At 73.5% G+C, this 24,222-nt stretch carries 24 protein-coding genes; 15 read left to right on the forward strand and 9 right to left on the reverse strand.

The window, feature by feature from the left end; genetic code table 11:
• Positions 1-144 precede the first annotated feature (144 nt).
• Positions 145-2,547, reverse strand: a complete 2,403-nt coding sequence (locus Sru01_RS30850) for a transglycosylase domain-containing protein (protein ID WP_239137882.1) — start codon at positions 2,545-2,547, stop codon at positions 145-147.
• Positions 2,548-2,815: 268 nt separating this feature from the next.
• Between Sru01_RS30850 and Sru01_RS30855 the strand changes: the two genes are divergently transcribed.
• Positions 2,816-3,112 carry a WhiB family transcriptional regulator gene (locus Sru01_RS30855; protein WP_114029663.1) on the forward strand — a complete coding sequence of 99 codons (297 nt, stop codon included), beginning with the start codon at positions 2,816-2,818 and terminating at the stop codon, positions 3,110-3,112.
• 179 nt (positions 3,113-3,291) lie between these two features.
• Here the strand turns inward: Sru01_RS30855 and bagB are convergent, their stop codons facing one another.
• A complete protein-coding gene (gene bagB / locus Sru01_RS30860) occupies positions 3,292-4,458 on the reverse strand; it encodes an ATPase BagB (protein WP_203993148.1) in 1,167 nt (388 codons plus the stop codon).
• A 26-nt stretch (positions 4,459-4,484) separates the two neighbouring features.
• On the reverse strand, positions 4,485-5,489 hold the full coding sequence (gene bagA, locus Sru01_RS30865; protein ID WP_203993149.1) for an ATPase BagA: 1,005 nt from the start codon (positions 5,487-5,489) through the stop codon (positions 4,485-4,487).
• A gap of 155 nt (positions 5,490-5,644) precedes the next feature.
• Between bagA and sp36 the strand changes: the two genes are divergently transcribed.
• From sp36 to Sru01_RS30885, 4 genes are read left to right on the forward strand one after another with little or no spacing between them, the layout of a single operon-like run.
• On the forward strand, positions 5,645-5,800 hold the full coding sequence (gene sp36 / locus Sru01_RS30870) for a Sp36 family protein (RefSeq protein ID WP_184978497.1): 156 nt from the start codon (positions 5,645-5,647) through the stop codon (positions 5,798-5,800).
• Complete coding sequence (locus tag Sru01_RS30875; protein WP_203993150.1) at positions 5,797-6,261, forward strand: RidA family protein; 465 nt, start codon at positions 5,797-5,799, stop codon at positions 6,259-6,261. The genes sp36 and Sru01_RS30875 overlap by 4 nt, the downstream gene beginning before the upstream one ends.
• A 54-nt stretch (positions 6,262-6,315) precedes the next feature.
• A complete protein-coding gene (locus Sru01_RS30880; protein WP_203993151.1) occupies positions 6,316-7,161 on the forward strand; it encodes an NUDIX hydrolase in 846 nt (281 codons plus the stop codon).
• Entirely contained in the window at positions 7,158-7,955 is a 798-nt protein-coding gene (locus Sru01_RS30885; RefSeq protein WP_203993152.1) for an MBL fold metallo-hydrolase, read from the forward strand. Before Sru01_RS30880 ends, Sru01_RS30885 begins: the two co-directional genes overlap by 4 nt.
• Positions 7,956-7,985: 30 nt before the next feature.
• Here the strand turns inward: Sru01_RS30885 and Sru01_RS30890 are convergent, their stop codons facing one another.
• Complete coding sequence (locus tag Sru01_RS30890) at positions 7,986-8,666, reverse strand: Crp/Fnr family transcriptional regulator (RefSeq protein WP_203993153.1); 681 nt, start codon at positions 8,664-8,666, stop codon at positions 7,986-7,988.
• 126 nt (positions 8,667-8,792) lie between these two features.
• On the opposite strand from Sru01_RS30890, the gene nth reads away from it, so the two are divergent.
• The 3 genes from nth (at position 8,793) to Sru01_RS30905 (ending at position 11,596) form a co-directional block, all read left to right on the forward strand.
• Positions 8,793-9,512 (forward strand): endonuclease III, encoded by a 720-nt coding sequence (gene nth / locus Sru01_RS30895; protein ID WP_373869558.1) that lies wholly within the window; start codon positions 8,793-8,795, stop codon positions 9,510-9,512.
• 150 nt (positions 9,513-9,662) lie between these two features.
• Positions 9,663-10,313: an NUDIX hydrolase gene (locus Sru01_RS30900; protein ID WP_203993155.1), complete on the forward strand. Its 651-nt coding sequence runs from the start codon at positions 9,663-9,665 to the stop codon at positions 10,311-10,313.
• A gap of 92 nt (positions 10,314-10,405) precedes the next feature.
• Positions 10,406-11,596 carry a MarP family serine protease gene (locus tag Sru01_RS30905; protein WP_203993157.1) on the forward strand — a complete coding sequence of 397 codons (1,191 nt, stop codon included), beginning with the start codon at positions 10,406-10,408 and terminating at the stop codon, positions 11,594-11,596.
• A 22-nt stretch (positions 11,597-11,618) separates the two neighbouring features.
• Here the strand turns inward: Sru01_RS30905 and Sru01_RS30910 are convergent, their stop codons facing one another.
• The 5 genes from Sru01_RS30910 to Sru01_RS30930 all read right to left on the reverse strand — a co-directional run bounded on the left by Sru01_RS30910 (position 11,619) and on the right by Sru01_RS30930 (position 16,849).
• The gene (locus tag Sru01_RS30910) at positions 11,619-12,107 is read right to left on the reverse strand and encodes a DUF309 domain-containing protein (RefSeq protein WP_203993159.1); all 489 of its coding nucleotides are present in this window, start codon (positions 12,105-12,107) and stop codon (positions 11,619-11,621) included.
• Positions 12,108-12,129: 22 nt separating this feature from the next.
• On the reverse strand, positions 12,130-13,056 hold the full coding sequence (locus Sru01_RS30915; protein ID WP_239137883.1) for an alpha/beta fold hydrolase: 927 nt from the start codon (positions 13,054-13,056) through the stop codon (positions 12,130-12,132).
• A gap of 7 nt (positions 13,057-13,063) precedes the next feature.
• Positions 13,064-13,552, reverse strand: a complete 489-nt coding sequence (locus tag Sru01_RS30920; protein WP_203993161.1) for a phage holin family protein — start codon at positions 13,550-13,552, stop codon at positions 13,064-13,066.
• Positions 13,553-13,706: 154 nt separating this feature from the next.
• The gene (gene acs, locus Sru01_RS30925; RefSeq protein ID WP_203993163.1) at positions 13,707-15,683 is read right to left on the reverse strand and encodes an acetate--CoA ligase; all 1,977 of its coding nucleotides are present in this window, start codon (positions 15,681-15,683) and stop codon (positions 13,707-13,709) included.
• A 383-nt stretch (positions 15,684-16,066) separates the two neighbouring features.
• The gene (locus tag Sru01_RS30930; protein WP_203993165.1) at positions 16,067-16,849 is read right to left on the reverse strand and encodes a Fic family protein; all 783 of its coding nucleotides are present in this window, start codon (positions 16,847-16,849) and stop codon (positions 16,067-16,069) included.
• 1,688 nt (positions 16,850-18,537) lie between these two features.
• Between Sru01_RS30930 and ssd the strand changes: the two genes are divergently transcribed.
• From ssd to Sru01_RS30965, 7 genes are all read left to right on the forward strand, one after another.
• The gene (gene ssd / locus Sru01_RS30935; RefSeq protein ID WP_203993167.1) at positions 18,538-19,578 is read left to right on the forward strand and encodes a septum site-determining protein Ssd; all 1,041 of its coding nucleotides are present in this window, start codon (positions 18,538-18,540) and stop codon (positions 19,576-19,578) included.
• Entirely contained in the window at positions 19,575-20,771 is a 1,197-nt protein-coding gene (locus Sru01_RS30940) for a TadA family conjugal transfer-associated ATPase (RefSeq protein WP_203993170.1), read from the forward strand. Before ssd ends, Sru01_RS30940 begins: the two co-directional genes overlap by 4 nt.
• 142 nt (positions 20,772-20,913) lie before the next feature.
• The gene (locus tag Sru01_RS30945) at positions 20,914-21,663 is read left to right on the forward strand and encodes a type II secretion system F family protein (RefSeq protein ID WP_203993172.1); all 750 of its coding nucleotides are present in this window, start codon (positions 20,914-20,916) and stop codon (positions 21,661-21,663) included.
• Complete coding sequence (locus Sru01_RS36015; protein WP_239137884.1) at positions 21,660-22,556, forward strand: type II secretion system F family protein; 897 nt, start codon at positions 21,660-21,662, stop codon at positions 22,554-22,556. The genes Sru01_RS30945 and Sru01_RS36015 overlap by 4 nt, the downstream gene beginning before the upstream one ends.
• Before the next feature lie 153 nt (positions 22,557-22,709).
• Complete coding sequence (locus tag Sru01_RS36495) at positions 22,710-23,039, forward strand: DUF4244 domain-containing protein (RefSeq protein WP_203993174.1); 330 nt, start codon at positions 22,710-22,712, stop codon at positions 23,037-23,039.
• Between the two features lie 95 nt (positions 23,040-23,134).
• A complete protein-coding gene (locus Sru01_RS30960) occupies positions 23,135-23,596 on the forward strand; it encodes a TadE family type IV pilus minor pilin (RefSeq protein ID WP_203993176.1) in 462 nt (153 codons plus the stop codon).
• Between the two features lie 125 nt (positions 23,597-23,721).
• Positions 23,722-24,126, forward strand: a complete 405-nt coding sequence (locus tag Sru01_RS30965; protein WP_275412228.1) for an Rv3654c family TadE-like protein — start codon at positions 23,722-23,724, stop codon at positions 24,124-24,126.
• The last annotated feature ends 96 nt before the right edge of the window (positions 24,127-24,222 follow it).

The following is a 24,222-nucleotide window of genomic DNA, read 5'->3' on the forward strand; positions in this document are numbered from 1 at the left end:
TTGAGCCCTGGCCTGTCGGGTTGAGCCCTGGCCTGTCGGGTTGAGCCCTGGCCTGTCGGGTTGAGCCCTGGCCTGTCGGGTTGAGCCCCGGCCTTTGCGGTATCAGGCACGGCCTGGTCGCCCAGGCCGTGCCCTGCCGCCGGGTCAGTCGCGCCGGTTCGGCGGGTTGAAGACCGCCGGGTTGTCCGGCTGGGGCGGCGCCTGCCCCGGGGCATCGGGATCGGGGGCGTTCTGCTCGCCGCCGGTGCCGTTCCCGTTGCCGCCCGTGCCGCCGTTGTCACCCGTGCCGCCGGTACCGCCGGTGCCGCCGGTGCCTCCGCCGGTCCCGTTGGCGTTGCCGCGGTTGTCGCCGCCGGCCCCGTTCCCGTTGCCGTTCGGGGTCGGGACCCGGATGCCGTCGTCGCCGCCGTCGCCGCGGCCGTCCGGCTTGTCGTCAGGCTTCGGCTTGGGTGCGCAGCCGGAGGTGCAGCCGCCGAAGCGGCCCATGTTCGGCGAGTGGAACGACGTCGCGTCGACTCCCTTGAGGGCGTCGATGAAGGTGGACTTCCAGATCCGGCCGGAGACGTCGGCGCCGAATACCTGGGGGAAGTAGTGGCCGCCGATCATGACGCCGCGCAGCGGGTGCTTGTAGGAGCCGCGCGGGTCGCCCAGGCTGACCGCGCCGGCCAGGTCGGGGGTGTAACCGGCGAACCAGGCGGTCATCGACTCGTCGGTGGTGCCGGTCTTGCCGGCGGCGTCCCGGCCGATGCCGCCGACCCCGCTCATGGTGCCCTTGGTGAACACGCCGGACAGGATGGCGCTGACCGCGTCGGCGATCTCCTCGTCCAGGACCTGCTTGCAGGACGGCTTGAACTCGGTCTTCTTGCCATAGCGGTCGGTGATCGAGGTGATCGCCATCGGCTTGCAGTACTTGCCGCGGGCGCCGTAGGTGGCGTACGCGGAGGCGACGGTGACCGGGTCCATCTCGTTGACGCCGAGGGTGAAGGTCTCGACCTCCTGCAGCTTCTGGCCGTCGGCCCGCCGGATGCCGAGATCCTTGGCCGTCTTGACCGTGTCGCAGAGGCCCACCTTGCGCTCCAGGGCCACGAAGAAGGTGTTCACCGAGCCCCAGGTGCCGGTCTGCAGCGTCTTGAACCCGCCGCTGCTCTCGGAGGAGTTGAACACCTTGTGGTCCGGGGCACCGACCGAGTTGCCCTTGCAGTCCTTGAAGTCGCCGTAGCCGCCGGCCTGGAAGGTGTTGCCGGTTCCGATGCCGTCGCCGAACTTCATGCCCTCCTTCAGCGCCGTGGTGAGCGTGAAGACCTTGAAGGTGGAGCCGGCCTGGAAGCCGGTGCCGCCGCCGTGCGCGACGTCGGCGACCAGGTTGTAGCTGGAGGAGTTCTTCTTTTTCTTCTTGCCGGTGGCGAACTTGCGGCTGGCGGCCATCGCCTTGATCTCGCCGGTGCCCGGCTCGACCAGTGCCTCGGCGGCGACGGGCTTGTCGGAGGACTTCACGTACTTCTTGATGGCCTTCTCGGCGGCCTTCTGCATCTTGGTGTTCAGCGTGGTGCGGATGGTGAGTCCGCCCTGGTTGAGGTACTCCTCCCGCGCCTTCTGGGTCTTGCCGAAGTCGGGGTTGTTGCGCACCTCGTTCTTCACGTACAGGCAGAAGTACGGGTACTCGCTCTCCTCGCAGCCGCCGGGGATGGGGACGTCCTTGAAGCCCAGTTTCTTGGTCTTCGCCTCCGTCGCCTCCTGCGGGGTGATCTTGCGCAGTTCCGCCATCCGGTCGAGCACGACGTTGCGGCGGGCCAGCAGGGCCTCGCGCCGCTTCTTGCCGAGCGTCGGGTCGGTGGCGATGGGGTTCTGCACCGCACCGGCCAGGGTCGCGGCCTCCCAGAGGTTCAGCTTGGCGGCGGTCTTGTCGAAGAACCGCTTGGCCGCGGCCTGGATGCCGTACGAGCCGGCGCCGAAGTAGGCGATGTTGAGATATCGGTTGAGGATCTCGTTCTTGTCGTACTTCTCCTCGATGGCCATCGCGTAGCGCAGCTCGTTGAGCTTCCGCGGGACCGTCGGGGCGATGGCCGCGAGCTTCTCCGCGTCGGTCTCGGCCTTGTTGAGCAGCACCTGCTTGACGTACTGCTGGGTGATCGAGGAACCGCCCTGGGAGACCCCGCCGCTCTGGAAGTTCTTCATCAGCGCGCGCATCGAGCCTTCGAGGTCGAGGGCGCCGTGCTCGTAGAACCGGAAGTCCTCGATCGAGATGATCGCGGTCTGCATGATCGGCGCGACCTTGTCCAGCGGCACCGACTCGCGGTTCTCGAAGTAGAACTGGGCGATCAGCTTGTTCTTGGCGTCGCGGATCTCCGTCTTCTCCGGAAGCGGCGGCTCGTCGAGGTCTTCTGGCCGCAGATCGAGGACTTCTGTGGCAGTCTTGACCCCCATGCCCGCTCCACCCACGGCGGGCAGGGCGATGGCCGCGGTCAGCACGCCGGCCGCGGCGGCGGCGGCGATGAGCCGCACCAGGTTGACCAGGGCCTTTGCCCGTCGTTTGCCTTGAGCTTGCACAGACACCAGCTTATGCCGAACCGCTGACGGAATAGGTACGCAAAGTCCAATTCGCCGTGACTCGCCCGCTACCCGCGGCGGGGAGGACTAGTCATTCCCGGCCACATGGCCTGACATGACCATGCGGGAAATTGACCCGGCCGGGGACTGTCGGCTCGAACGTCTGGTTGCGTACGTTCTCCTCTGCGGCAACTGAATAAGGAGGCTCGACGCCCGCGCCCGTCGGCCGCCAAGTGACGACTGACCACCTAAGGGGAGTGGGGTCGAAATGTGGATCACGGATTGGACCTCCCGTGCCGCCTGTCGAGGTGCGGATCCTGACGCGTTGTTCGTCCAGGGTGCCGCGCAGAACAGGGCGAAGCTGATCTGCCGAGGATGCCCGGTCCGTACGGAGTGTCTCGCGGACGCACTGGACAACCGCATCGAGTTCGGGGTCTGGGGCGGAATGACCGAGCGAGAGAGGCGTGCGCTGCTGAGGCGCCGGCCTGATGTCACCTCCTGGCGTGACCTGCTCGAGGTGGCCAAGGAAGAGTACGAGCGGACGAACGAGTTGATCGCCGGCTGACCGCCGGAGCGGGGACGCACCTGGTCCCGCGCTCTGTGTCCCGGCAATGAAGAGGGGCCGCCCGCGGCCCCTCTGTCGCGTCATCCGGCCGCCCGGCGGCCGACGGGGGGTGACGCCCGACACGGCACCGGCCATGAAGGCGCGCGGGCCGGCCGTGGCGGAACGATCAGGCGGGATGGTCAGGAGGCGAGCAACTCGCCGATCTCCCGCAGCCCGGCCAGATCGTGGACGTCCTCCGGCATGGCCGGCACCTGGGTGATGGGCACCGTCGGGTGGGCGGAGGCGAAGTGCTCCTGCTCCCGCTGCTCGCGGGCGGCGAGTTGCATCCTGCCGGCGTGCAGCCGCAGCACGGCGGCGGTCAGCTCGTGCTCGCCGCGCGCCTCCAGTTCCTCGGCCGCGGCGGCGCTGCGCGCGGCCGACAGCGCGGGCGCGCACGAGCGGTGCACCCGGTTGACGACCAGGCCGGCCAGCGGCATCCGCTCCTCGGCCAGCCGTTCCACGAAGTAGGACGCCTCGCGCATCGCGTCGCGTTCGGGTGCGGCCACCACGACGAACGCGGTGCCCGGCGCCTGCAACAGCCGGTAGGTCTGCTCGGCGCGCTGCCGGAACCCGCCGAACACCGCGTCCAGCGCGGCCACGAACGTCTGGATGTCCTTGAGGAACTGCGCGCCGAGGATCTTCGTCATCGCGCCGGCGACCAGGCCGAACCCGGCGTTCAGCAGTTTGAAGGCGCTGCGGCCGCCGGCCTTGGCCGGGGCCATCAGGATCCTGATCAGCCGCCCGTCCAGGAAGCGGCCCAGCCGCTCGGGGGCGTCCAGGAAGTCCAGCGCGGAGCGGGAGGGCGGGGTGTCCACCACGATCAGGTCCCACTCGTCGGCCCGGCGCAGCTGGCCGAGCTTCTCCATCGCCATGTACTCCTGGGTGCCGGAGAAGCTGGACGACAGCGACTGGTAGAAGGGGTTCGTCAGGATCTGCCGGGCGCGCTCCGGGTCGGCGTGCGCCTCGATGATCTCGTCGAAGGTCCGCTTCATGTCGAGCATCATCGCGTGCAGCTCGCCGGATCCCTTGACCCCGGCGACCGGCCGCGGCACGTTGTCCAGCTCGGTCAGGCCCATCGACTGGGCCAGCCGCCGCGCCGGGTCGACGGTCAGCACCACCACCCGCCGGCCACGTTCGGCCGCGCGCAGGCCGAGCGCCGCGGCGGTCGTGGTCTTGCCAACCCCGCCGGAGCCGCAGCACACCACGATCCGGGTCGCGGCGTCGTCGAGCACCGCGTCGACGTCCAGCGCCGGGGACGCCCGGCGGGTGCCCTCGCCGCCCCGCGAGTGGTGGGGATGATCGGACATGTGGGGGGCCTCCCGTGGACCGGCCTTCACGCTGCTCCCTGCTCGCGGATCGCCGTGGCCAGCTCGTACAGGCCCGCCAGGTCGGCGCCGTCGGCCAGCAGCGGCAGCTCGTAGCGGGGCGCCTTGGCGGCGGCGAGCGAGCGCCGTTCCCGCCGCTCCAGCCGGGTGCGGCGGGCATGCTCGGCGACCTCGCGGGACAGCGCCTCGGCGATGGGCGGCGCGCCGGGCGTGGCCTCGGCCAGCCCGACCGCCTTGAGGCCGAGCGCGAGGTCGGCCGGGTCCAGCCCTTCATTCGCCGCGGCGTCCAGGGCGGCGCGCGGGAGCAGCTCCGGGCGCACCATGTTGATGAAGATCCCGCCCACCGGCAGCCCGGCCTCGCGCAGGTTCGCGACGCCGTCCAGCGTCTCCTGCACCGGCATCTCCTCCAGCAGCGTGACGAAGTGCACCGCCGTCTCCGGGGAGGCGACCACGCCGCGCACCATGTCGGCGTGGTTGCGCACCGGGCCGATGCGGGCCAGCCCGGCCACCTCGGAGGTCACGTTCAGGAACCGGGTGATCCGGCCGGTCGGCGGGGCGTCCATGACGACCGCGTCGTAGACGCGCCGCCCGTTGCGGTCGCGGCGGCGCACGGCCTCGCTGGTCTTGCCGGTGACCAGCACGTCGCGCAGCCCGGGCGCGATCGTGGTCGCGAAGTCCACTAGTCCGATCTTGCTCAGCGCCTTGCCGGCGCGTTTCATCCCGTAGAACATCTCGACGTACTCGAGCATGGCCTCTTCGGGATCGATGGCGAGCGCGTGCACGTCACCCCCGCCGGGCGCCACGGCGATCTTCCGTTCTTCGTACGGCAGCGGCGGGATGTCGAAGACCTGGGCGATGCCCTGCCGGCCCTCGACCTCGACGAGCAGCACCTTGCGGCCGCCCGCCGCCAGGGCGAGGGCCAGGGCGGCGGCGACCGTCGTCTTCCCGGTGCCGCCCTTGCCGGTCACGACGTGCAGCCGCACGCCGTCCCAATCGGTGTCGCGAGCGCTCACGTCTCCAACGCTACCCAACCGTCACCTGGCGATTCGTCGGGACGGTACCCTATGTGCCGCGTGGGACATACGTCACATCCGGCCGCGCCCGGCCGGAGGGGGCCGGCGGGGCCACCGGGGCTCATGGGGCGCCCGCTCCCGTCTAAAGTGCCTCCATGAAGCGCTTCGAATACGTGACGGTCCCGTTGCTGACCCACGCCACCAAGCAGATCCTCGACAACTGGGGCCAGGACGGCTGGGAGCTCGTCTCGGTCATCCCCGGTCCCAACCCCGAGCAGCTGGTCGCCTACATGAAGCGGGAGAAGCAGTGAGCACTCCGGCCGAACGGCTGGCCGGGCTCGGGCTGACCCTGCCCGAGGTGGTGGCCCCGCTGGCCGCCTACCTGCCGGCCGTGCGCACCGGCGACCTCGTCTACACCGCCGGCCAGCTGCCGCTGGTGGACGGCAAGCTCGAGGTGACCGGCAGGCTCGGCGCCGAGGTGACTCCGGAGCAGGGGCGGGAGCTGGCCCGCATCTGCGCGCTGAACGCCCTGGCGGCGGCGGCCTCGGTCGTGGACGGTGATCTGTCGAGGATCGTGCGGATCGTGAAGGTCGTCGGCTTCGTGGCCGGCACCCCGGACTTCACCGGCCAGCCCCAGGTGGTCAACGGGGCGAGCGAGCTGCTCGGCGAGGTGCTCGGCGACGCGGGCCGGCACGCCCGCAGCGCCGTCGGCGTCGCGTCGCTGCCGCTGTCCGCCCCGGTCGAGGTGGAGCTCATCGCCGAGGTCCGCTGAGCCGTGACACCATGGGTCCGGCCGGCCCCGGGCGGGCCGGGGCGGGGAGGTGGGATGAAGGGCATTCCGCTGGACGGTGAGCTCGGCGAGCGCGCCCGGGCGCTGCTGGCCGGCACGATCACCCCGGTGCCGGCCAGGGACGCCGCGACCGTGGCCCTGCTGCGGCCGGCCGCCGCCCGGCCGTCCCCGCCCGCCGGCGTCGAGGTCTACATGCTGCGCCGCACGGCGACCATGGCGTTCGCGGCCGGCGCGTACGTCTTCCCGGGCGGCTCGGTCGACCCCCGGGACGCCGACCACGGGGTCGCCTGGGCCGGTCCCGGCCCGGAGGAATGGGGCCGGATCTTCGGCGCCGACCCGGTGACCGCCCGCGGCCTGGTCTGCGCGGCGGTCCGGGAGACGTTCGAGGAGTCCGGCGTGCTGCTCGCCGGGCCGGATCCCGGCACCGTGGTCGCCGACACCACCGGCGACGACTGGGAGGCCGACCGGGAGGCGCTGATCGCCCGGGAGCTCTCGCTCGCCGAGTTCCTCGGCCGGCGCGGCCTGGTGCTGCGCGCCGACCTGCTGCGCCCCTGGTCGCACTGGATCACGCCCGAGGTGGAGCGGCGGCGGTTCGACACCAGGTTCTTCGTGGCCGCGATGCCGCCCGGGCAGCGCACCCGCGACGTCGGCGGCGAGGCGGACGAGGTGGCCTGGCTGCGCCCGGAGCACGCGCTGCGCCGCGCCCGGGACGGGGCGATCTTCCTGCTGCCGCCGACCCTGCGGGTGCTGACCGAGCTGGCCGCCTACCAGGACGTGGCGACGGTGCTGGCGGGCGAGCGGCGGATCACCGCACGGCGACCGGGGGTGGCCGAGGTGGACGGCCGGATGTGGCTGGTCATCCCGGAGGATCCGGTGCCATGAGCGGCCTGCGCATCCCGCTGACCGGCCCGGACGGCTCGGGCACCCCCCGGGCCACCGCCCTGCTGGCGCCGAACCCGTCGCCGATGACCCTGGAGGGCACCAACACCTGGGTGATCGGCGAGCCCGGCGCCGAGCAGGTGCTGGTCGTCGATCCGGGCCCGGACGACGAGGGGCACCTGCGGCGGGTGGCCGGGGCGCTCGCCGGGCGGCGGGTCATGGCGATCCTGCTCACCCACGGCCACCCCGACCACAGCGCCGGGGCGGGCCGGCTGGCCGCCCTGCTCGGCGCGCCGGTGCGGGCGCTGGACCCGCGGCACGTGCTCGGCGACGAAGGGCTCGGCGAGGGCGACGTGGTGACCGCGGGGGAGGCGGAGCTGCGGGTGCTGGCCACGCCGGGGCACTCCTTCGACTCGCTGTGCTTCTGGCTGCCGGCCGACGCGGCGCTGCTGACCGGTGACACGATCCTCGGCCGGGGCACCACGCTGATCGCCCCGGACGGCGACCTCGGCGACTACCTGCGCAGCCTGGACCGGCTGCGGGCCGGCGCGGAGATCGCGGAGGCGGCGGCCCTGCTGCCCGGCCACGGGCCGTTGCTGGCCGACCCGGTGGCGGCGCTGGACGGCTACATCACCCACCGGCGGGAGCGGCTGGACCAGATCCGCCAGGCGCGGACGGCCGGCGCCCGCACCCTCGCGGAGATCGTGGACGTCGTGTACGCCGGGCTGGCCGCCGAGCTGCGCCCCGCCGCGGAGGTGTCGGTCCGGGCCCAGCTGGCCTATCTGGACCGCGCCTGACCGGCGCCGGACCGGCCGGGCGCGGGGTGCTCAGCGGGAGCGGGCGGCCAGGCGTTCGGCGTCCATGATGACCACGGCCTTGGCCTCGATGCGCAGCCAGCCGCGCTGGGCGAAGTCGGCCAGCGCCTTGTTCACCGTCTCGCGGGAGGCGCCGACGTACTGGGCCAGCTCCTCCTGGGTGAGGTCGTGGTGCACCCGCACGCCCTCCTCGGTGCGCTGCCCGAACCGGTCGGCCAGGTCGAGCAGTGCCTTGCCCACCCGGCCGGGGACGTCGGTGAAGACCAGGTCGGCCATGACGTCGTTGGTGCGGCGCAGCCGCTGGGCCAGGGCGCGCAGCAGGTGAAGGGCGACCTCGGGGCGCCCGGTGAGCCAGGGCCGCAGGTCGTCGTGGCCCAGGCCGGCCAGGCGCACGTCGGTGAGCGCGATGGCGCTGGCCGTGCGGGGCCGCGGGTCGAACAGGGACAGCTCGCCGAACATCTCACCCGGCCCGAGCACGCTGAGCAGGTTCTCCCGGCCGTCCGCGGCGGTGCGGATCAGCTTGATCTTGCCGTCCAGGACCACGTAGAGGCGGTCACCGGTCTCTCCCTCGCTGAAGAGGGTCTGCCCCTTGTGGAGCTCGACCTCGGAGATGCCGGTGCGCAGCGCCGCCGCGCTCTCCCGGTCGAGCGCGGAGAACAAAGGGGCCTTGCCCAGCACGTCGTCGGGGTTCACGGTGCCTCCTCGCTCCGGTGGTCGCGCGCACGACCGCGCGCCACAAGTGGATCGCGCTCGCTGCTAGACATTGTGACGTACGGCACCTGGCAGGTCTCATGGAGCCCACCCGCGTAGGCTGTCGGGGTGCCCCGCAATGTTGCCTCCGCCGGGGAGTCCCGGCTCGCTCTGGTGCGCCGAGCTCGACGTATGACCCGAATCCTGGCGGAAACCTACCCAGACGCGCACTGTGAGCTCGACTTCGGGAACCCGCTCGAGCTGCTGGTCGCGACGATCCTCTCCGCGCAGTGTACGGACAAAAGGGTAAACATGGTTACCCCCGTACTCTTTGCCAAATATCGCACGGCAGCCGACTACGCGGCCGCGGACCGTGCCGAGCTGGAAGAGATCATCAAGTCCACCGGGTTCTTCCGGGCCAAGGCCAACAGCATCATCGGCATGGCCCAGGCCGTCTGCGAGCGTTACCGCGGCGAGGTGCCCGGCCGGCTGAAGGACCTGGTCACCCTGCCCGGCGTCGGCCGCAAGACCGCCAACGTCGTGCTCGGCAACGCCTTCGACGTGCCCGGCATCACCGTCGACACCCACTTCCAGCGGCTGACCCGGCGGTTCGGCTGGACCACCGAGACCGACCCGGTCAAGATCGAGCACGCGGTCGGCGAGCTGATCCCGAAGAACCAGTGGACGCTCATGTCCCACTACCTCATCTGGCACGGCCGCCGGATGTGCCACGCGCGCCGCCCGGCCTGCGGGGTCTGCCCGCTGGCCGCGCTCTGCCCCGCCTACGGTGAGGGGCCGACCGACCCGAAGGTGGCGGCCAAGCTCGTCCGGCCCGGCCCGTTCTCCTGATCCGCCGATCCACCCCTCGCCGATTCGCCGATCCACCCTTCACAGATTCACAGGTTCACAGATTCGCCGATTCGCCGATTCGCCGATTCGCCGGGCCCGCCGGGAAGTGACCGGGCCCGGCCGATGTTGCTGCATGCCAGGAGGTAACGCATGAGCCCCGTGCCCGCCTGGCTGACCGGTCTGGTGGCGGACGCCGCCCGCAGGCCTGTTCCGCCGGAGATGCGCCCCCCGGCGTCCGGCGGCCGCCACGCGGCCGTCCTGCTGCTCTTCGGCGACTCGCCGGACGGGCCCGACGTCCTGCTCATCCAGCGCAGCGCCCGCGGCCGCAACCACGCCGGGCAGCCGGCGTTCCCCGGCGGCGGGGTCGACCCCGAGGACGGCGGCCCGGTCGGCGCCGCGCTGCGCGAGGCCGAGGAGGAGACCGGGCTGGACCCGCGCGGCGTCCGGATCATCGGCGCGTTGCCCGAGCTGTACATCTGGCACAGCCACAACCGGGTGACACCGGTGCTGGGCTGGTGGCACACCCCGTCGGCGGTGCACGCCGCCTCGCCCGACGAGGTGGACGCGGTGGCGCGGGTGCCGATCGCCGAGCTGGCCGATCCGGGCAACCGGCTGCGGCTGCGCTTCCCCGGCACGCCGCGGCAGGCCGGCCCGGCGTTCCGGGTCCGCGGCATGCTGGTCTGGGGCTTCACGGCGGGCGTGCTGGACGGCGTGCTCGCCGCCACCGGGTTCGAACGCCCGTGGGACGACGGCCGGGTCGAGGACCTGCCGCCCGAGGTGGTCCGGCTGGCCCGGCGCTAGCCGGCGGTCACCGCCCCCCGATCGCCGCCATCCGGCCACGATATCGAGCCAACGGGTGCACGACGTGTGGCCGCGCTGGATACCGTTGAACAGTGAGCGGCGATCTCCTCGATTTGATCCTGGTAGTACTCGTGATCGCGTTTGCCGTGTCCGGGTACCGCCAAGGCTTCATCATCGGAGCCTTCAGTTTCATGGGCTTCGTCGGGGGTGGGTTCGTCGGCGTGCTGATCGCCCCGCCGATCGCCCATGCCGTGGTGGACGCCTCGACCGAGCAGGCGCTGCTGGCCATCGTCATCGTGTTCCTCGCCGCCGTCATCGGCCAGTTCGCCTCTTCGACCATCGGCGCCGTGGTGCGCAGCCACGTCACCTGGGAGCCGGCGCGCACCGTCGACGCGGTCGGCGGCACGCTCACCAGCGCGCTGTCGGTGCTGGTCATCGCCTGGCTGATCGGCTCGCTGCTGGCCGTCGCCCCCTTCCCGTGGCTGCGCCAGCAGACCAACGGGTCGCTGGTGCTGCAGACCGTGGACGCGGCGATGCCGTCCAAGGCGAAGGACTGGCGGCTGTCTTTCAAGAAGTTCGTGGACACCTCGGAGTTCCCCGAGGTGTTCAACGCCATCGGCGGCGGCCGGCTCGCCGACGTGCCGCCGCCGGACGCCAGCGTCGTGCGAGGCGCCGCGCTGCAGCGCGCCCGCAAGGCCATCGTGAAGATCCAGGGCACCGCGGTGTCCTGCAGCAAGGGCATCGAGGGCACCGGGTTCGTGTTCGCCCCACACCGCATCATGACCAACGCGCACGTGGTCGCCGGGGTCACCCAGGGGCTGCGCGTCACCGACGCCGAACGCGTCGTGCACGACGCCCGGGTGGTGGTGTACAACCCCGAGCGGGACGTCGCCGTGCTGTACGTCCCCGACCTCGACGCGACGCCGCTCAAGTTCGACTACACGGCCGAGCCGGAGGACGACGCGATCATCGCCGGCTTCCCCAAGGGCCAGGGCTTCACGATCAGGCCGGCCCGGATCGGCGTCAAGCAGCGGGCCGAGGCCGCCGACATCTACTCGCGTACCACGGTGGTCCGGGAGGTCTACCAGATCCGCGGTCTGGTCCAGCCTGGGAACTCCGGTGGCCCGCTGCTCACCCCGGGCGGCGAGGTGTACGGGGTGATCTTCGCGGCGGTCACCGACCAGAAGGAGATGGGCTTCGCCCTCACCGCCGGGGAGGTGCGGCCGGACGCCGACGAGGGCAGCGCCGCCGTCACCCGGGTGGACACCCAGGACTGCGACTGACTTCGCGGGATCGGCGCCGCGGTCAGTGTCCGGGGAACAGCTCCAGCACGCGCGTGATCGCGACCGCCGGGTCCGGCGGCGGCGCCGTGGCCAGCTCGCGGGCCGTCTCGCCGGCCGCCCGCGGGTCGACGGCCGGGTCGTCGCCGGCCGGCGGCCGGTAGCGGGCCAGGGTGGTGGCGCCCCGGCCGAGCAGCACGGCCGCGCCGCGCGCGTTGCCCCGCTGGAGATGGGTCAGCCCGACGCAGATCTGCGCCAGCCCCTGCCACAGGTCGCGCTCGCCGGCCGGGCCGGTCTTCCACCGGGCCTCCAGCACCTCGTGCGCGTGGAACGGACGGCCCGCCGCCAGATGGCCGCGCGCGTCCGCCACCGCCCGCGCCGCGTCGGGCGCGTAGTCGTCCGGCACCCGGGCGACGCCGGCGGCGCCGCGCGGCAGCGGCCGGCCGAAGGCGTCGCGGGGACGGGCGTTGCGCGGCCGGCCCGTCTCGTCCCTGTCCCGGTCCGGGGCGCTCATGGGCTCCTCCGAGGGCTCCCGGTCACCGGTCGGGTTCCGGGTCGTCCAGCCAGCCGATCAGCTCGGTGTCGAACTGCTCGGGCCGCTCCTCGTGCGGGAAGTGGCCGGCCCCCTCGATCAGCCGCCAGCGGTACGGCGCGGCGACGTACCGGCTGGAGCCCTGGGCGGTGCGCGGCAGCGTGCAGGGATCGAGGGCACCGTGCAGCTGCAGCGTCGGCATCTCCAGCTCGGTGCGCATCAGCCTGCGGTACCGGGCGCCGTCCGGGCGCAGCTGGGAGCGCAGGAACCACCGGTGGTACTCCAGCGCGCAGTGCGCCACGGTGGGGATGCGGAAGACGTCCTGGTAGGTGCGGGTGACCTCCTCGGCCGGCCAGGACGGCCCGGACCACGCCGACAGCAGCCGCCCGACGCCCGCGCCGCCCTTGCGGGTCAGCCGGCGCTCGGGCAGCAGCGGGAGCTGAAAGCCGAACAGGTGCGCGCTGGCCCGCAACTGGCCGAACGGCTCGGTGAGCATGGCCTGCCGCAGGCGCAGCGGATGCGGGGCGGCCACGGTGACCAGGCGGTGGACGGCCTTGGGGGCCATCGCGCCCATCGTCCAGGCCGCCAGGCCCCCCCAGTCGTGGCCGACCACGACGGCGCAGGTCTCGCCGAGCGCCCGGATCAGCCCGGCGATGTTGCCGGCCAGGGTGGGCAGGTCGTAGCCGCGCGGCGGCTTGTCGCTGGCGCCGTACCCGCGCAGGTCGGCGGCGACCACCCGGTATCCGGCGGCGGGCAGCGAGACGAGCTGGTGGCGCCAGGTCCACCAGAACTGGGGGAAGCCGTGCAGCAGCAGCACCAGCGGGCCGTCCCCGGCCTCCACCACGTGGAACATGCCGTTGCCGGCGTGCACGGAGCGGTGCTCCCAGGGCCCGTCGATCCGGGCCAGCGACTCGTCGGGACGGGTGGTCACGGCGCGCTCACGTGCGCGGCCGCGGCGACCCCGGCTCGGTGCCGCCGGCGGTCATGGGCGCGTGATGGTGGCCGACCTGCCCGGCGGTCGGCGGCGCGACGGCCGGCCCGCCGTCGGGGGTGCCGTCCTTGAGGGTCTTCAGGCTGCGGGCGGTGCGCTTCATCTTGGTCAGGCCCTTGAGCCGCCGGTACCCGACGAACACCAGCAGCAGCGCGCACAGGACGTAGAAGACGGTGACGATGGTGAAGGCCAGCCACGGCATCATGTCGAACATCTGGACCAGGCCGTAGGCGATCGCGAACGACGCGAGGATCAGGCACAGGTGCAGCATGAAGGCGGCGGCGCCGAACAGCCCGGCCGCGGTGCCGACCCGCTTGGCGTCGAACTTCAGCTCGGCCTTGGCGAGCTCGATCTCCGAACGGACCAGTGTGGAAATGTGGTGACTCGCCTGGGCGACGAGCGCGCCGAGCGATTCCTCCTCGGGCGGGGCGGCCATGTCTGCTCTCCTATCGGAATTTCTGGACACACTAGCCCGGCGGGGTGCCCGCCGTGGTGGCTGCCCGCCCGCGGCGCGCCGACACCCCTGCCCTGAGGCGCGATCAACACGCCCGGCGGCCGGTCCCGGGTCCGGGACCGGCCGCCGGCGCGGGTCAGTCCTCGGCGCGGGAGGAGGGCATCTTCTCGGAGATGAGGTTCATCACCGAGCTGTCGGCCAGCGTCGTGACGTCGCCGATGCTGCGGTTCTCCGCCACGTCGCGCAGCAGCCGCCGCATGATCTTGCCGGACCGGGTCTTGGGCAGCTCCGGCACCACCAGGATCTGCCGGGGCTTGGCGATCGGCCCGAGCGCCTTGGCCACGTGGTCACGCAGTTCCTTGGCGACGTCCGGCCCGTCGCCCGCGCTGCCGCGCAGGATGACGAACGCCACGATCGCCTGCCCGGTGATCGGGTCGGTCGCCCCCACGACCGCCGCCTCGGCGACCATCGGGTGCGAGACCAGGGCCGACTCCACCTCGGTGGTGGAGATGTTGTGCCCGGACACCAGCATGACGTCGTCCACCCGGCCGAGCAGCCACAGGTCGCCGTCGGCGTCCCGCTTGGCACCGTCCCCGGGGAAGTACATGCCCTCGAACCGCGACCAGTAGGTGTCGACGTAGCGCTGGTCGTCGCCCCAGATGCCGCGCAGCATGGCCGGCCACGGCTCGCGCACCACCAGGAACCCGCCGCCGCCGTCCGGCACCGAGCGGCCCTGGTCGTCCACCACGTCGGCCTCGATGCCCGGCAGCGGCCGCATCGCGGCGCCCGGCTTGGCGGCCGTCACCCCGGGCAACGGGCTGATCATGATGCCGCCGGTCTCCGTCTGCCACCAGGTGTCGACCACCGGGCAGCGGTCGCCGCCGATGTGCTCGCGGTACCACACGTACGCCTCCGGGTTGATCGGCTCGCCGACCGACCCCAGCACCCGCAGTGTGGACATGTCGTACTTGGCGGGGATGTCGTCGCCCCACTTCATGAAGGTGCGGATCGCGGTGGGCGCGGTGTACAGGATGGTCACCCCGTACTTCTGCACGATCTCCCAGAACCGGCCGCGGTGCGGGGTGTCCGGGGTGCCCTCGTAGATCACGCTGGTCGCGCCGTTGGCGAGCGGCCCGTACACGATGTAGGAGTGCCCGGTCACCCAGCCGATGTCCGCGGTGCACCAGTAGACGTCACTGTCCGGCTTGAGGTCGAAGACCGCGTGGTGCGTCCAGGCGACCTGAGTCAGGTAGCCGCCGGTGGTGTGCAGGATGCCCTTCGGCTTCCCGGTGGTGCCGCTGGTGTACAGGATGTAGAGCGGGTCCTCCGCGTCGTGCTCCACGGCCTGGTGCTCGTCGCTCTGCCGGTCGACCACATCGTGCCACCAGACGTCCTTGCCGGTGACCTCGACGTCCTCGCCGGTCCGGCGGACCACCAGCACGTGCTCGATGCCCGGGCACTCGGCGACCGCCTCGTCGACCGTCGGCTTGAGCGCGCTCGGCGCGCCCCGGCGGTACCCGCCGTCCGCGGTGATCACCATCTTCGCGTCGGCGTCCTTGATACGCCCGCTCAGCGCCGAGGCGGAGAACCCGCCGAACACCACCGAGTGGATCGCACCGATGCGCGCGCACGCGAGCATCGCGATCGGCAGCTCGGGGATCATCGGCAGGTAGATGGCCACCCGGTCGCCCTTGCCCACGCCCAGCTCGACCAGGGCGTTGGCGGCCTTGGCGACCTCGCGCCGCAGGTCGCCGTAGGTCAGCGTGCGGGTGTCCCCCTCCGGCTCGCCCTCCCAGTGGAAGGCGACCTTGTCGCCGCGGCCGGCCTCGACGTGGCGGTCGACGCAGTTGTAGGCGACGTTGATCGTGCCGCCCACGAACCACTTGGCGAACGGTGGTTCCCAGGAAAGCGTGGTGTCCCAGCGGCGGCCCCAGCTCAGCCGATCGGCCGCCCGCTCCCAGAAGCCCAGGCGATCGCCGGCCGCCTCCTCGTAGGCGTCGGCGGTCACGTTGGCGGCGGACGCCAGGTCCGCGGGGGGAGCGAAACGGCGGTTCTCGTGCAAGAGGTTCGACAGAGTCTCCTGGGTCTCTCGACCAGGGGTTTCCGGGGCCACAACGTACTCCTTCACATGGCCTGGACCGATTGGACTGGGTCCCACTTCATCAGGCGGGGGGCGACGGGGACAAGGGGGAGGCACCGGCGCGGCGGCGCCGCACACCCTTCACAACGGGATTGACCATGAGTCACAAACATCGCGTATTCCCCGCAGAATGATATCGAACGACAAATGTCGCATACGGCCAGTTATGTTTTACTGCGGATCCGTCGAACGGTACGAACCGTGCGCCGAACGGTGCCCGGCAATCGCCGGACCGGAGAACCTTGCCGGGATTCTTACGCTGGCCGGAATGCGGCAGGTCGCTTCTTATGTCCGGATGTGTAGGGCTTGGCGGCACGTCGACCTGGCGGCCTCCCCGGCGGAACCGGCGACCTCCGTCAGCCCCGCTGAAGAGCCTCGCACACGGCGGTCGACTCGCGCGCGCCGAGTTCCACCGCGACGGCGCAGTGCCGCACCCAGCCGCCCACCCCCTCCGCCGTTCCCTTGAGGTACCCCCGCAGCCCTTCGGCGTAGGCGGCGCCCAGTGCCACGTGTCCCACCTCCACCGCGACCAGCGACTTGGGATCGAGACCGAACTCGACCAGCGTCAACCGCTCGGCCGCCCGGGCCACCAGGCCGTCGGCGGTGCCGAACGGCCGCAGCACGGCCAGCTCGGCGTGCACGATCGCGGCGAGGACCAGCGCCGGGGCCTGGGAGGGGGCGGTGATCAGGGTCACCAGGGAGGACATCCGGGCCGCGGTGGCCTCCGGGCCGGGTGCGGGCCCCAGCCCGAGCGGGTCACCGGCCGCCGGGCCGGTGCGCGGCCGGCCGAGCGAACCCTCGGCGGCCGACCCGGTGGCGGCCAGGGCGTGCAGCCGGGCGAGCACCTGCCTGGGGGCGGTCCGCCAGGTCACGCCCAGCCTGCCGAGCTCGGACGACACCCGCAGCGCGCCTTGCGCGACCGGTGCGGGCTCCCCGGCGCGCAGCGCGGCCAGCGGCACGTCGGTCCCCTCCAGGGCGGCCGACGCGCGGGCGCCCCGTAGCGCCGACTCGGCCGAGACCTCAGGACTGCGGCGCCGCAGCATGCGGTGGCGGTAGAGGCGGTCGACCGCCGTCCTGGCCTCCTGGACGGCGTCGGACACCCCCGGAATCGCGGTGATGGCGGCCAGCGGGTCGTTCACGCGTCCCGACCTTACCCGCCGGTACGCCACGGCGGGCGCGCGGCCCGCACGGCACGGTCCCCGACCCCTCCCCATCGCACCCGCCCGGTCCCCCGGCGATGGATGCGGCAGGGGGCGGGACGCCCGTGCCGTGGCCGGCCCGTCCCGGTGCCGCGGGCCGGGTCACGGAGATGGGAAACGTCGACGCGGTGCTCCGACGCTCCGGTTTCGGACCGCTGCTATACGCCCGGCGGTCCAACCGGTCGGAGCCATGCCATCGGTCACCTGCGGATGGCCGTTTCAGTCTGGCAGGTCGCCCGAATATCGGTCCAGGTGAACCCGGCATTCCGCGTTCCGGACCGCCCGGTATTCGGCTGCCCGCCGGGTGGGCCGGATTCCGATGGCCGGTCTCCGGGCTTATCGGCTACCACCGGGACCGTGTTTCGGTTCTTCGGTGCACCGGTCATCCGATCTCGGCCCGCCGCCATTCCGGCAGCCGCCGTCCGTTACGGCCGGTACCGAATCTGTATTCGGCCGGGTCGCCGCCGGCCGGTGACGGCCCGCCGCGCGCTGAACAAGGACAGCTTCCGCTGCCGGGCCGGGGATCGTCCTGCGCGGGGACCGTGACCGGCGGAGCGCTGGTACACCGGCGGTGGGCGGTTCGACGGCCGGCCCCCGGGCTCATCGCCGCTCACCGGATACCAGGGACGCCGGCCACCGTACCCCTGGGCCCCGGCCGGCACGCCATCTTGTGCCGAGGGACACGGCTACCGGAGGTCGGCTCCTCCCGCCGGGTGGCCTCCGGGCGGCACAGGGCCGAGGCCGGGAATCTCCTGCCCCACGGCCGGTCGGCGCGAACCAGGAGCCGGCGGCAGGCTCAGCCGTTCGTCCACCTCCGGACACGGCGAACGGCGTCCCTGGGATGGGACGCCGTCGCCGGTGCGGTCCGCCGGGCTACCAAGCGTGCACCTCAAATTCGCCGGACCGGGTCAAGCCCGTCTCGGCGCGCCTCCCGCGGCTGGTCGCGCGTGGGTACCCGGTGACCGCACCCGGACGCTCGGTCCATGACTTCTTTTTACGTCGGATTCCCGCCGATGGGAACCCCCGGACCAAGACCTTTACGCAGATCTGGGACCGCTGAAACGGCGCCGCCGCCACCGTGAGTACGGCCGGCCGCGGGGTCGCTCAGGCTCCGATCGGCCCGCCCGGCGTTCCTGGCGATGAATCGGCGACGATCACTCAGTGTGATCACATCTCGGCCGGCGATTTCCGGGCACTTCGAGTAACCGGTCCGCTACCCCGGAAAAAAACCGATGGAAATCATTGAATGCTGCTCGACGTAAGTCGAGTTCATCGGGCACCATACGTTGGTGTCCACATGGCCGTGGGGATCGGGCTCGGGTCGCTTTTCGCCATCCTTGCCAGATCTGAGCCGCGGCACGAAAGCCTTCTTCTGAAACGGGACCGGCTCTACCCCCCCGGAGCCGGACCGCTCGGCGACCCCCGCTCTCCCCCCCGGCGGGGGTCGCCGCATTTCTGCCGTCCGCCGATTCGCCGCCACCGGGTCCGCGTGCCCGAGAGCGGCTCGCGGACCCCGCCCGCCCCCCCGGAGCGGGCCGGTTATCCACAGAACCCGGCTCGGTCCCGCGCCGGCCGTCCTGGCTCGCCATGCTGCGTCTTCCGACGGACCGCGACCCGGGAGGCACGGCATGCACCGCCCTTTGGTGATCACTGAGGACCAGGAACTGCTGGACGATCTCCTGCGCGTCGCGGCCGCCGCCGGCGTGGAGATCGACGTCGCGCACGCGGCCCGGCACGCCCGTCCCTACTGGAACCAGGCCCCGCTGATCGTCGTCGGGGCCGACACGGCCGACGCGCTGGCCGCCACCGGCCCGCCCGCCCGGCCCGGGGTCCTGCTCGTCACCCGCGCACCCGAAGATGCCACGGTGTGGCGTCGTTGCGTGGCGGTCGGCGCCCAGGCCGTCCTGGAGTTACCCGGTGCCGAGCGCCGGCTGGTGGACGAACTCGCCGAGGCGGCCGAGCCGGTGCCGCGGGCCGGCCACACGGTGTGCGTGGTGGGCGGCAGCGGCGGCGCGGGGGCCAGCGTGCTCGCCACGGCACTCGGGCTCGCCGCGTCCCGTCGTGGCCTGCGCACCCTGCTGGTGGACGCCGACCCGCTCGGCGGCGGCCTCGACGTGCTCCTCGGCCAGGAGCACGCCACCGGCGCCCGATGGCCCGACATCGTGGAGCGGGAGGGCCGGGTCAGCTTCACCGCGCTCAAAGAGGCACTGCCCACCGTGGGCGAGCTGACGGTGCTGTCGTGGCACCGCGGGGGTGCGCCGCCCATCCCACCGGAGGCGATGCGCGCGGTGCTGGAGGCCGCGCAGCGCGGCTGCGATCTTGTCATCGTCGATCTGCCCCGGCACATCGGGCCGCCGGCGGCGGAGGCGCTCGCCAGGGCCGGCACCACCCTGCTCCTGGTGGCGGCGGAGGTCCGGGGCGTGCTGTCCGCCTCTCAGATGCTGCTGGAACTCACCAGGCACACCTCGCAGGTGCGCACGGTGCTCCGGGACGGCGACCTGGCCCCGGACGTGATCGCGAACTGCCTGGGCGTGCCGTCCGCCGGTGTCCTGCCCGGTCAACGCGGGGTCACCGAGGCGCTGAACCGCGGCGAGGCGCCGCCGCTCGGCGACCGCACCCCGCTCGGCAGGTTCTGCGCGCGGTTCCTCGGCTCGCTGGAGTCGAGATGAGCGGGCGGGCGCCGGTCCCCGCGGAACTGGTGGAGGCCGTCCGGACGCGGCTGGCCCGCTCGGGGGCCACCCCGTCGGCCGCCCAGGTGGCCGCCGCGCTGCGCGCCGAACGCGCGGTCCTCGGCGACGCCGAGGTTCTGGCGGTGGCCCGGGCGCTGCGCGCCGACCTGATCGGCGCGGGGCCGCTGGAGCCGCTGCTCGCCGAGCCGGAGGTGACCGACGTGCTGGTCAACGGCCACCGCGAGGTGTGGGTCGACGACGGCTGCGGCCTGCGCCGCACGCCGGTGGAGTTCGCCGGCGAGGCGGAGGTGCGCCGGCTGGCGCAACGGCTCGCGGCGACCGCGGGCCGGCGCCTCGACGACGCCTCCCCCTACGTGGACGCCCGGCTGCCCGGCGGGGTACGGCTGCACGCCGTCCTGCCGCCCGTCGCCCCCGACGGCACCTGCCTGTCCCTGCGGCTGCCGCCTCGGCGGTCGTTCTCCCTGGACGAGCTGGTGCCCGGCGCGGGAGCCGTGGCGATCCGCGCGCTCGTCACCGCGCGGCTGGCCTTCTTGGTCACCGGGGGAACCTGCACCGGGAAAACAACCCTCTTGTCCAGCATGTTGTCGCTGAGCGACCCCGCCGAGCGGCTGGTCCTGGTGGAGGACTCCGCCGAGCTGCGACCGGCCCACCCGCACGTCGTCCGGCTGGAGACCCGGCCGGCGAATCTGGAGGGCGCCGGCGGAGTCGGGCTGCGCGACCTGGTGCGGCAGGCCCTGCGCATGCGCCCGGACCGGCTGGTGGTCGGCGAGGTGCGCGGCGCGGAGGTCGTCGAGCTGCTCGCCGCGCTGAACACCGGCCACGAAGGCGGCTGCGGCACCCTGCACGCCAACACCCCCGCCGACGTGCCCGCCCGGCTGGAGGCGCTGGCGTGTGCCGCCGGGCTGACCCGCGAGGCCGTGCACAGCCAGCTGGCGGCCGCCCTGGACGCCGTCGTCCATGTGGTCCGCGATCCCGGCGGCGGGCGCCGCCGTGTCGCCGAGATCTGCATGATGGAACGCGAGCCGTCCGGCCTGGTCACCGCCGTCCCGGCGCTCACCTTCCCGGCCCACGGCGATCCGTCGCCCGGCCCGGCACTGCGAACCCTGCTCGCCCGGGCCCCGCAGGCCGCCGGCCGCCACGAGACGGCGCTCGTCCGGCCAGGTGCGCCGTGACCATCCGCTGCGCCGTCACCACGCATGGCCTGACCACGCATGGCCTGACCACGCATGGCGCCGTGACCACGCGCTGGGCGGTGTCCTCGCGCCGGGCCGTGACGAACGACCCCGGCCCGCCACGGTGGACAGGGGCGGGCCGATGCTGCCGACGGCGATGATCCTGGCCGTGGTGGCGACCGTGACGTGGCTGGGGGCCGACCTGGCGGAGGTCCGGCTCCGGGCCATGACGGGGCCCGGCCGCGAGCGGCGGACGCCACGATGGGCCGGCACGCTCGCCCGCTGGGTCCGGCGGCGGCACGACGGGCGCCGGGCGGACGCCTGGCGCGCGGCGTGCGTCGAGCTCTGCCATGGCGTCGTGGCCGAACTCGTCGCCGGTCGCCCGCCGGGGGAGGCCCTGGCCCGGGCCGCCGAGGCACTGGCCGCCCCGTATCCGGATGTCCTGCGACCGGTGATCCTGGCCGCCCGGGACGGCCGTGACGTGGTCGCGCCGCTGCTCCGGGTGGCGGCCGACCAGGGAGGTGACGGGCCCGCCCGGCTCGCGGCCTGCTGGCATGTCGGGGTGAGCGTCGGGGGCGGGCTGGCGGCGATGGTGGAGCAGGTCGGGCTCTCCCTGCGGGAGCAGGAGGAGCACCGCGCCGAGGTGCGGGCCCAGCTCGCCGGTCCCCGGTCCACGGCGCGGTTGCTCGCCGTGCTGCCGCTGCTCGGGCTGGCCCTGGGTGCGGCTCTCGGACTGCGGCCGCTGTCCTTCCTGTTCGGTGGCCCGGCCGGCTTGGGCTGCCTGCTGGCCGGGGTGGCGCTGGACCTGGCGGGCCTGTGGTGGATCGGCCGGCTGGTGGCCCGGGCCGGGCCCGCCATGACCGGCGTCCGGCCGGCGGGCGGTGCACCGTGACGACGGGGCTCCTCGCCCCGCTCCTGGCGGCGGTCACGCTCGCCGGGCTCGCCGCCTGGGTCTGGTGGGCGCCAGGCGATGCCGCGGCGCGTCTGGCGCGACTGTGCGGGCCCGGCGCGGGGTGGGTGGCGGCCCGGCCGGGCCCGCCGGGCTCCCTCGGTGCCCCCGGCCGGGCGGGAGATCGCGGCGGGGCGGCCACCGGCGCGGGTTCGAATTCGGCTCCCGGCCGGGTCACCGGTCCGAAGCGGTGGTCCGGCCCGACGGGTGGCGCCGGGCCGCCGCCGGCGTCTCGCTGGGCACGGCTGCCGGGCCTGGTGTTCCCGCTGCTGCCGGCGATGGTCGCCGGCGCGCTGTTCGTCGGCGGGCCGCCAGGGGTGCTCGCCGGCCTGGCCGGTGGCGTGGCCGTGAGCCTGGCCCGCCGCCGCCGGGTGCCCGGTGAGGTCCGCCGGCGGCAGGCCCGGATCGCCACCGACCTCCCGTTCGCCATCGACCTCATGGTGGCCTGCCTACGTGCCGGGCAACCGGTCGACGGCGCGCTGGCGGCCACGGCGGCCGCCATGACCGAGCCGCTGGCCGGGTGCCTGGGCCGGGTCAACGCCCGGCTGCGGCTCGGTGCCGGCCCGGAGACGGCATGGTCGGTGCTCGACGCGGACCGGCCGCTGGCCCCGCTGGCCAGAGGCATGACCCGGGCCGCCCTCACCGGCGCGCCGGTGGCCGATGTGCTCGCCAGGCTCGCCGCCGACGCGAGGCTGGCGGCGCGTGCCGAGTCGGCGGCGGCCGCCCGGCGGGTGGGCGTTCAGGTCGTGGCACCACTCGGGCTGTGCTTTCTACCGGCCTTCGTGCTCCTCGGTGTGGTCCCGATCATCGCCGCCCTGGCCGGCCAGGCGTTCTGAGCAGACCCTGGCCTCCGGCGGCCCGCCGGGCCGAGTTATCCACAGAACCGGGTTCGGCCGCTTGGGGGGCGGCACCGGCGGGCCACGCTGGGTCCGCCAGTTGGCGCCGGCGGCCGCCGCCGGCCTGGACGACACGACGTAAGGGGAGGTCCGATGGGCAGGCTGCTCCATCATTTCCGGCACCGCGTGCGGTTGGGCGCATGGTCGGGCCGGGCGGTGGCCGTGCTGCGGCCCGGCCGGCCGCGAGGGTTGCCGGCCCGGCTGGGGCCGAGCGGGCTGCCGGACCGGCTCCGGCGGCGGCTACGCCTGGCCGCCGTCGCGGTCCGCAGCCGGGCGGAGGCCGGCATGTCCACCGCGGAATACGCGGTGGGCACCATCGCGGCGTGCGCCTTCGCCGCCGTGCTTTACAAGATCGTCGGCAGTCCCGAGGTGCGGAAGGCGCTGACCGACCTCATCGGCCGGGCACTCAAGATCGCCGGCTGACGTCCGTGCCGTCCGGCCGGGCGCTGCGCCGTCCCGGCCGGACCGCCGGACCGCACCAGTGGCCGGCCGGAGCCGGCGGGAGGAGGTCCGCAGTGATGATCAGAAGAGGTGGGCCGCCGATGGGCGGCGACCGAGGGTCGGTGACCGCCGAAACGGCGATGGCGCTTCCGGCGCTGGTGCTGGTGCTGGCGGCGGCCATGTGGGCGCTGACCGTCCTCACCGCCCAGCTCAAATGCGTCGACATGGCCAGGGCCGGTGCCAGGGCGGCGGCCAGGGGCGAGCGGCTGGAGGAGGTGCGCCGGCTCGTCGCCGGCGGAGCGCCGCGCGGGGCGCGGATCTCGTTCGTCCGCGACGCTCGGCTCACCAGGGTGTCGGTCACCGCCTCGGTGCGGCCCGACTGGTCGATCGGAGTGCCGCCGGTCGCCGTGCGGGCCACGGCCACGGCCGCCACCGAGCCGGGGGCCATCGACGGCCAGCGCCCCGCCGGGCCGGAGCCGCCGGTGACCTTCGATGACCAGCGCCCCGCCGGTGCCAAAGTGGCCGGTGACCTTCGATGACGGGCTCCCTACCGGGGTCGGAGCGGCCGGTGACCTTGGACGATCAGCGCCCCGCCGGTGCCAAAGTGGCCGGTGAGCTTCGATGACGGGCTCCCTACCGGGGTCGGAGCGGCCGGTGACCTTCGATGATCGGTGACACGCTCGCGGGTTTCCCTGCTCGCCGGGTGCCCGGCACCGCCGCGGGCCTCTGCGAGGGAGAACGGGGTTCCGCCACGATCTGGGTGATCGCATTGATGGCTCTGGTCTGGCTGGCCGCGGCCGCCGTGCTGCTCTATGGAGCCGCCCGGCTGGCGAGCCACCGCGCCCAGGCGGCGGCCGATCTTGGGGCGCTGGCCGGGGCCGTGCACGCGCTCGCCGAGCCCGCGGCGGCGTGCCGGCGGGCCCGGGAGCTGGTCGAGGCGAACGGCGCCCTGGTCACCGGCTGCGTGGTGCACTCCGGCGTCGTCGACCTCCAGGTCGCCTTCTCGCTGTCCCTGCCGTTGGCCGGCGAGCGCACCGCGGTGGCCGAGGCGCGAGCCGGTCCCCGGTAGCTCGCGGCGCCGGGACCGGCGGTCGACGTGAGGGGGCCGCTCGTGCGTCCTGCACCGTCGCCGGCGGATTCGGGCCTCGCGGGGGGAGCCTTGGGC

It is taken from the genome of Sphaerisporangium rufum, assembly GCF_016863395.1.
In the GTDB taxonomy this organism is placed as follows: Bacteria; Actinomycetota; Actinomycetes; order Streptosporangiales; family Streptosporangiaceae; genus Sphaerisporangium; species Sphaerisporangium rufum.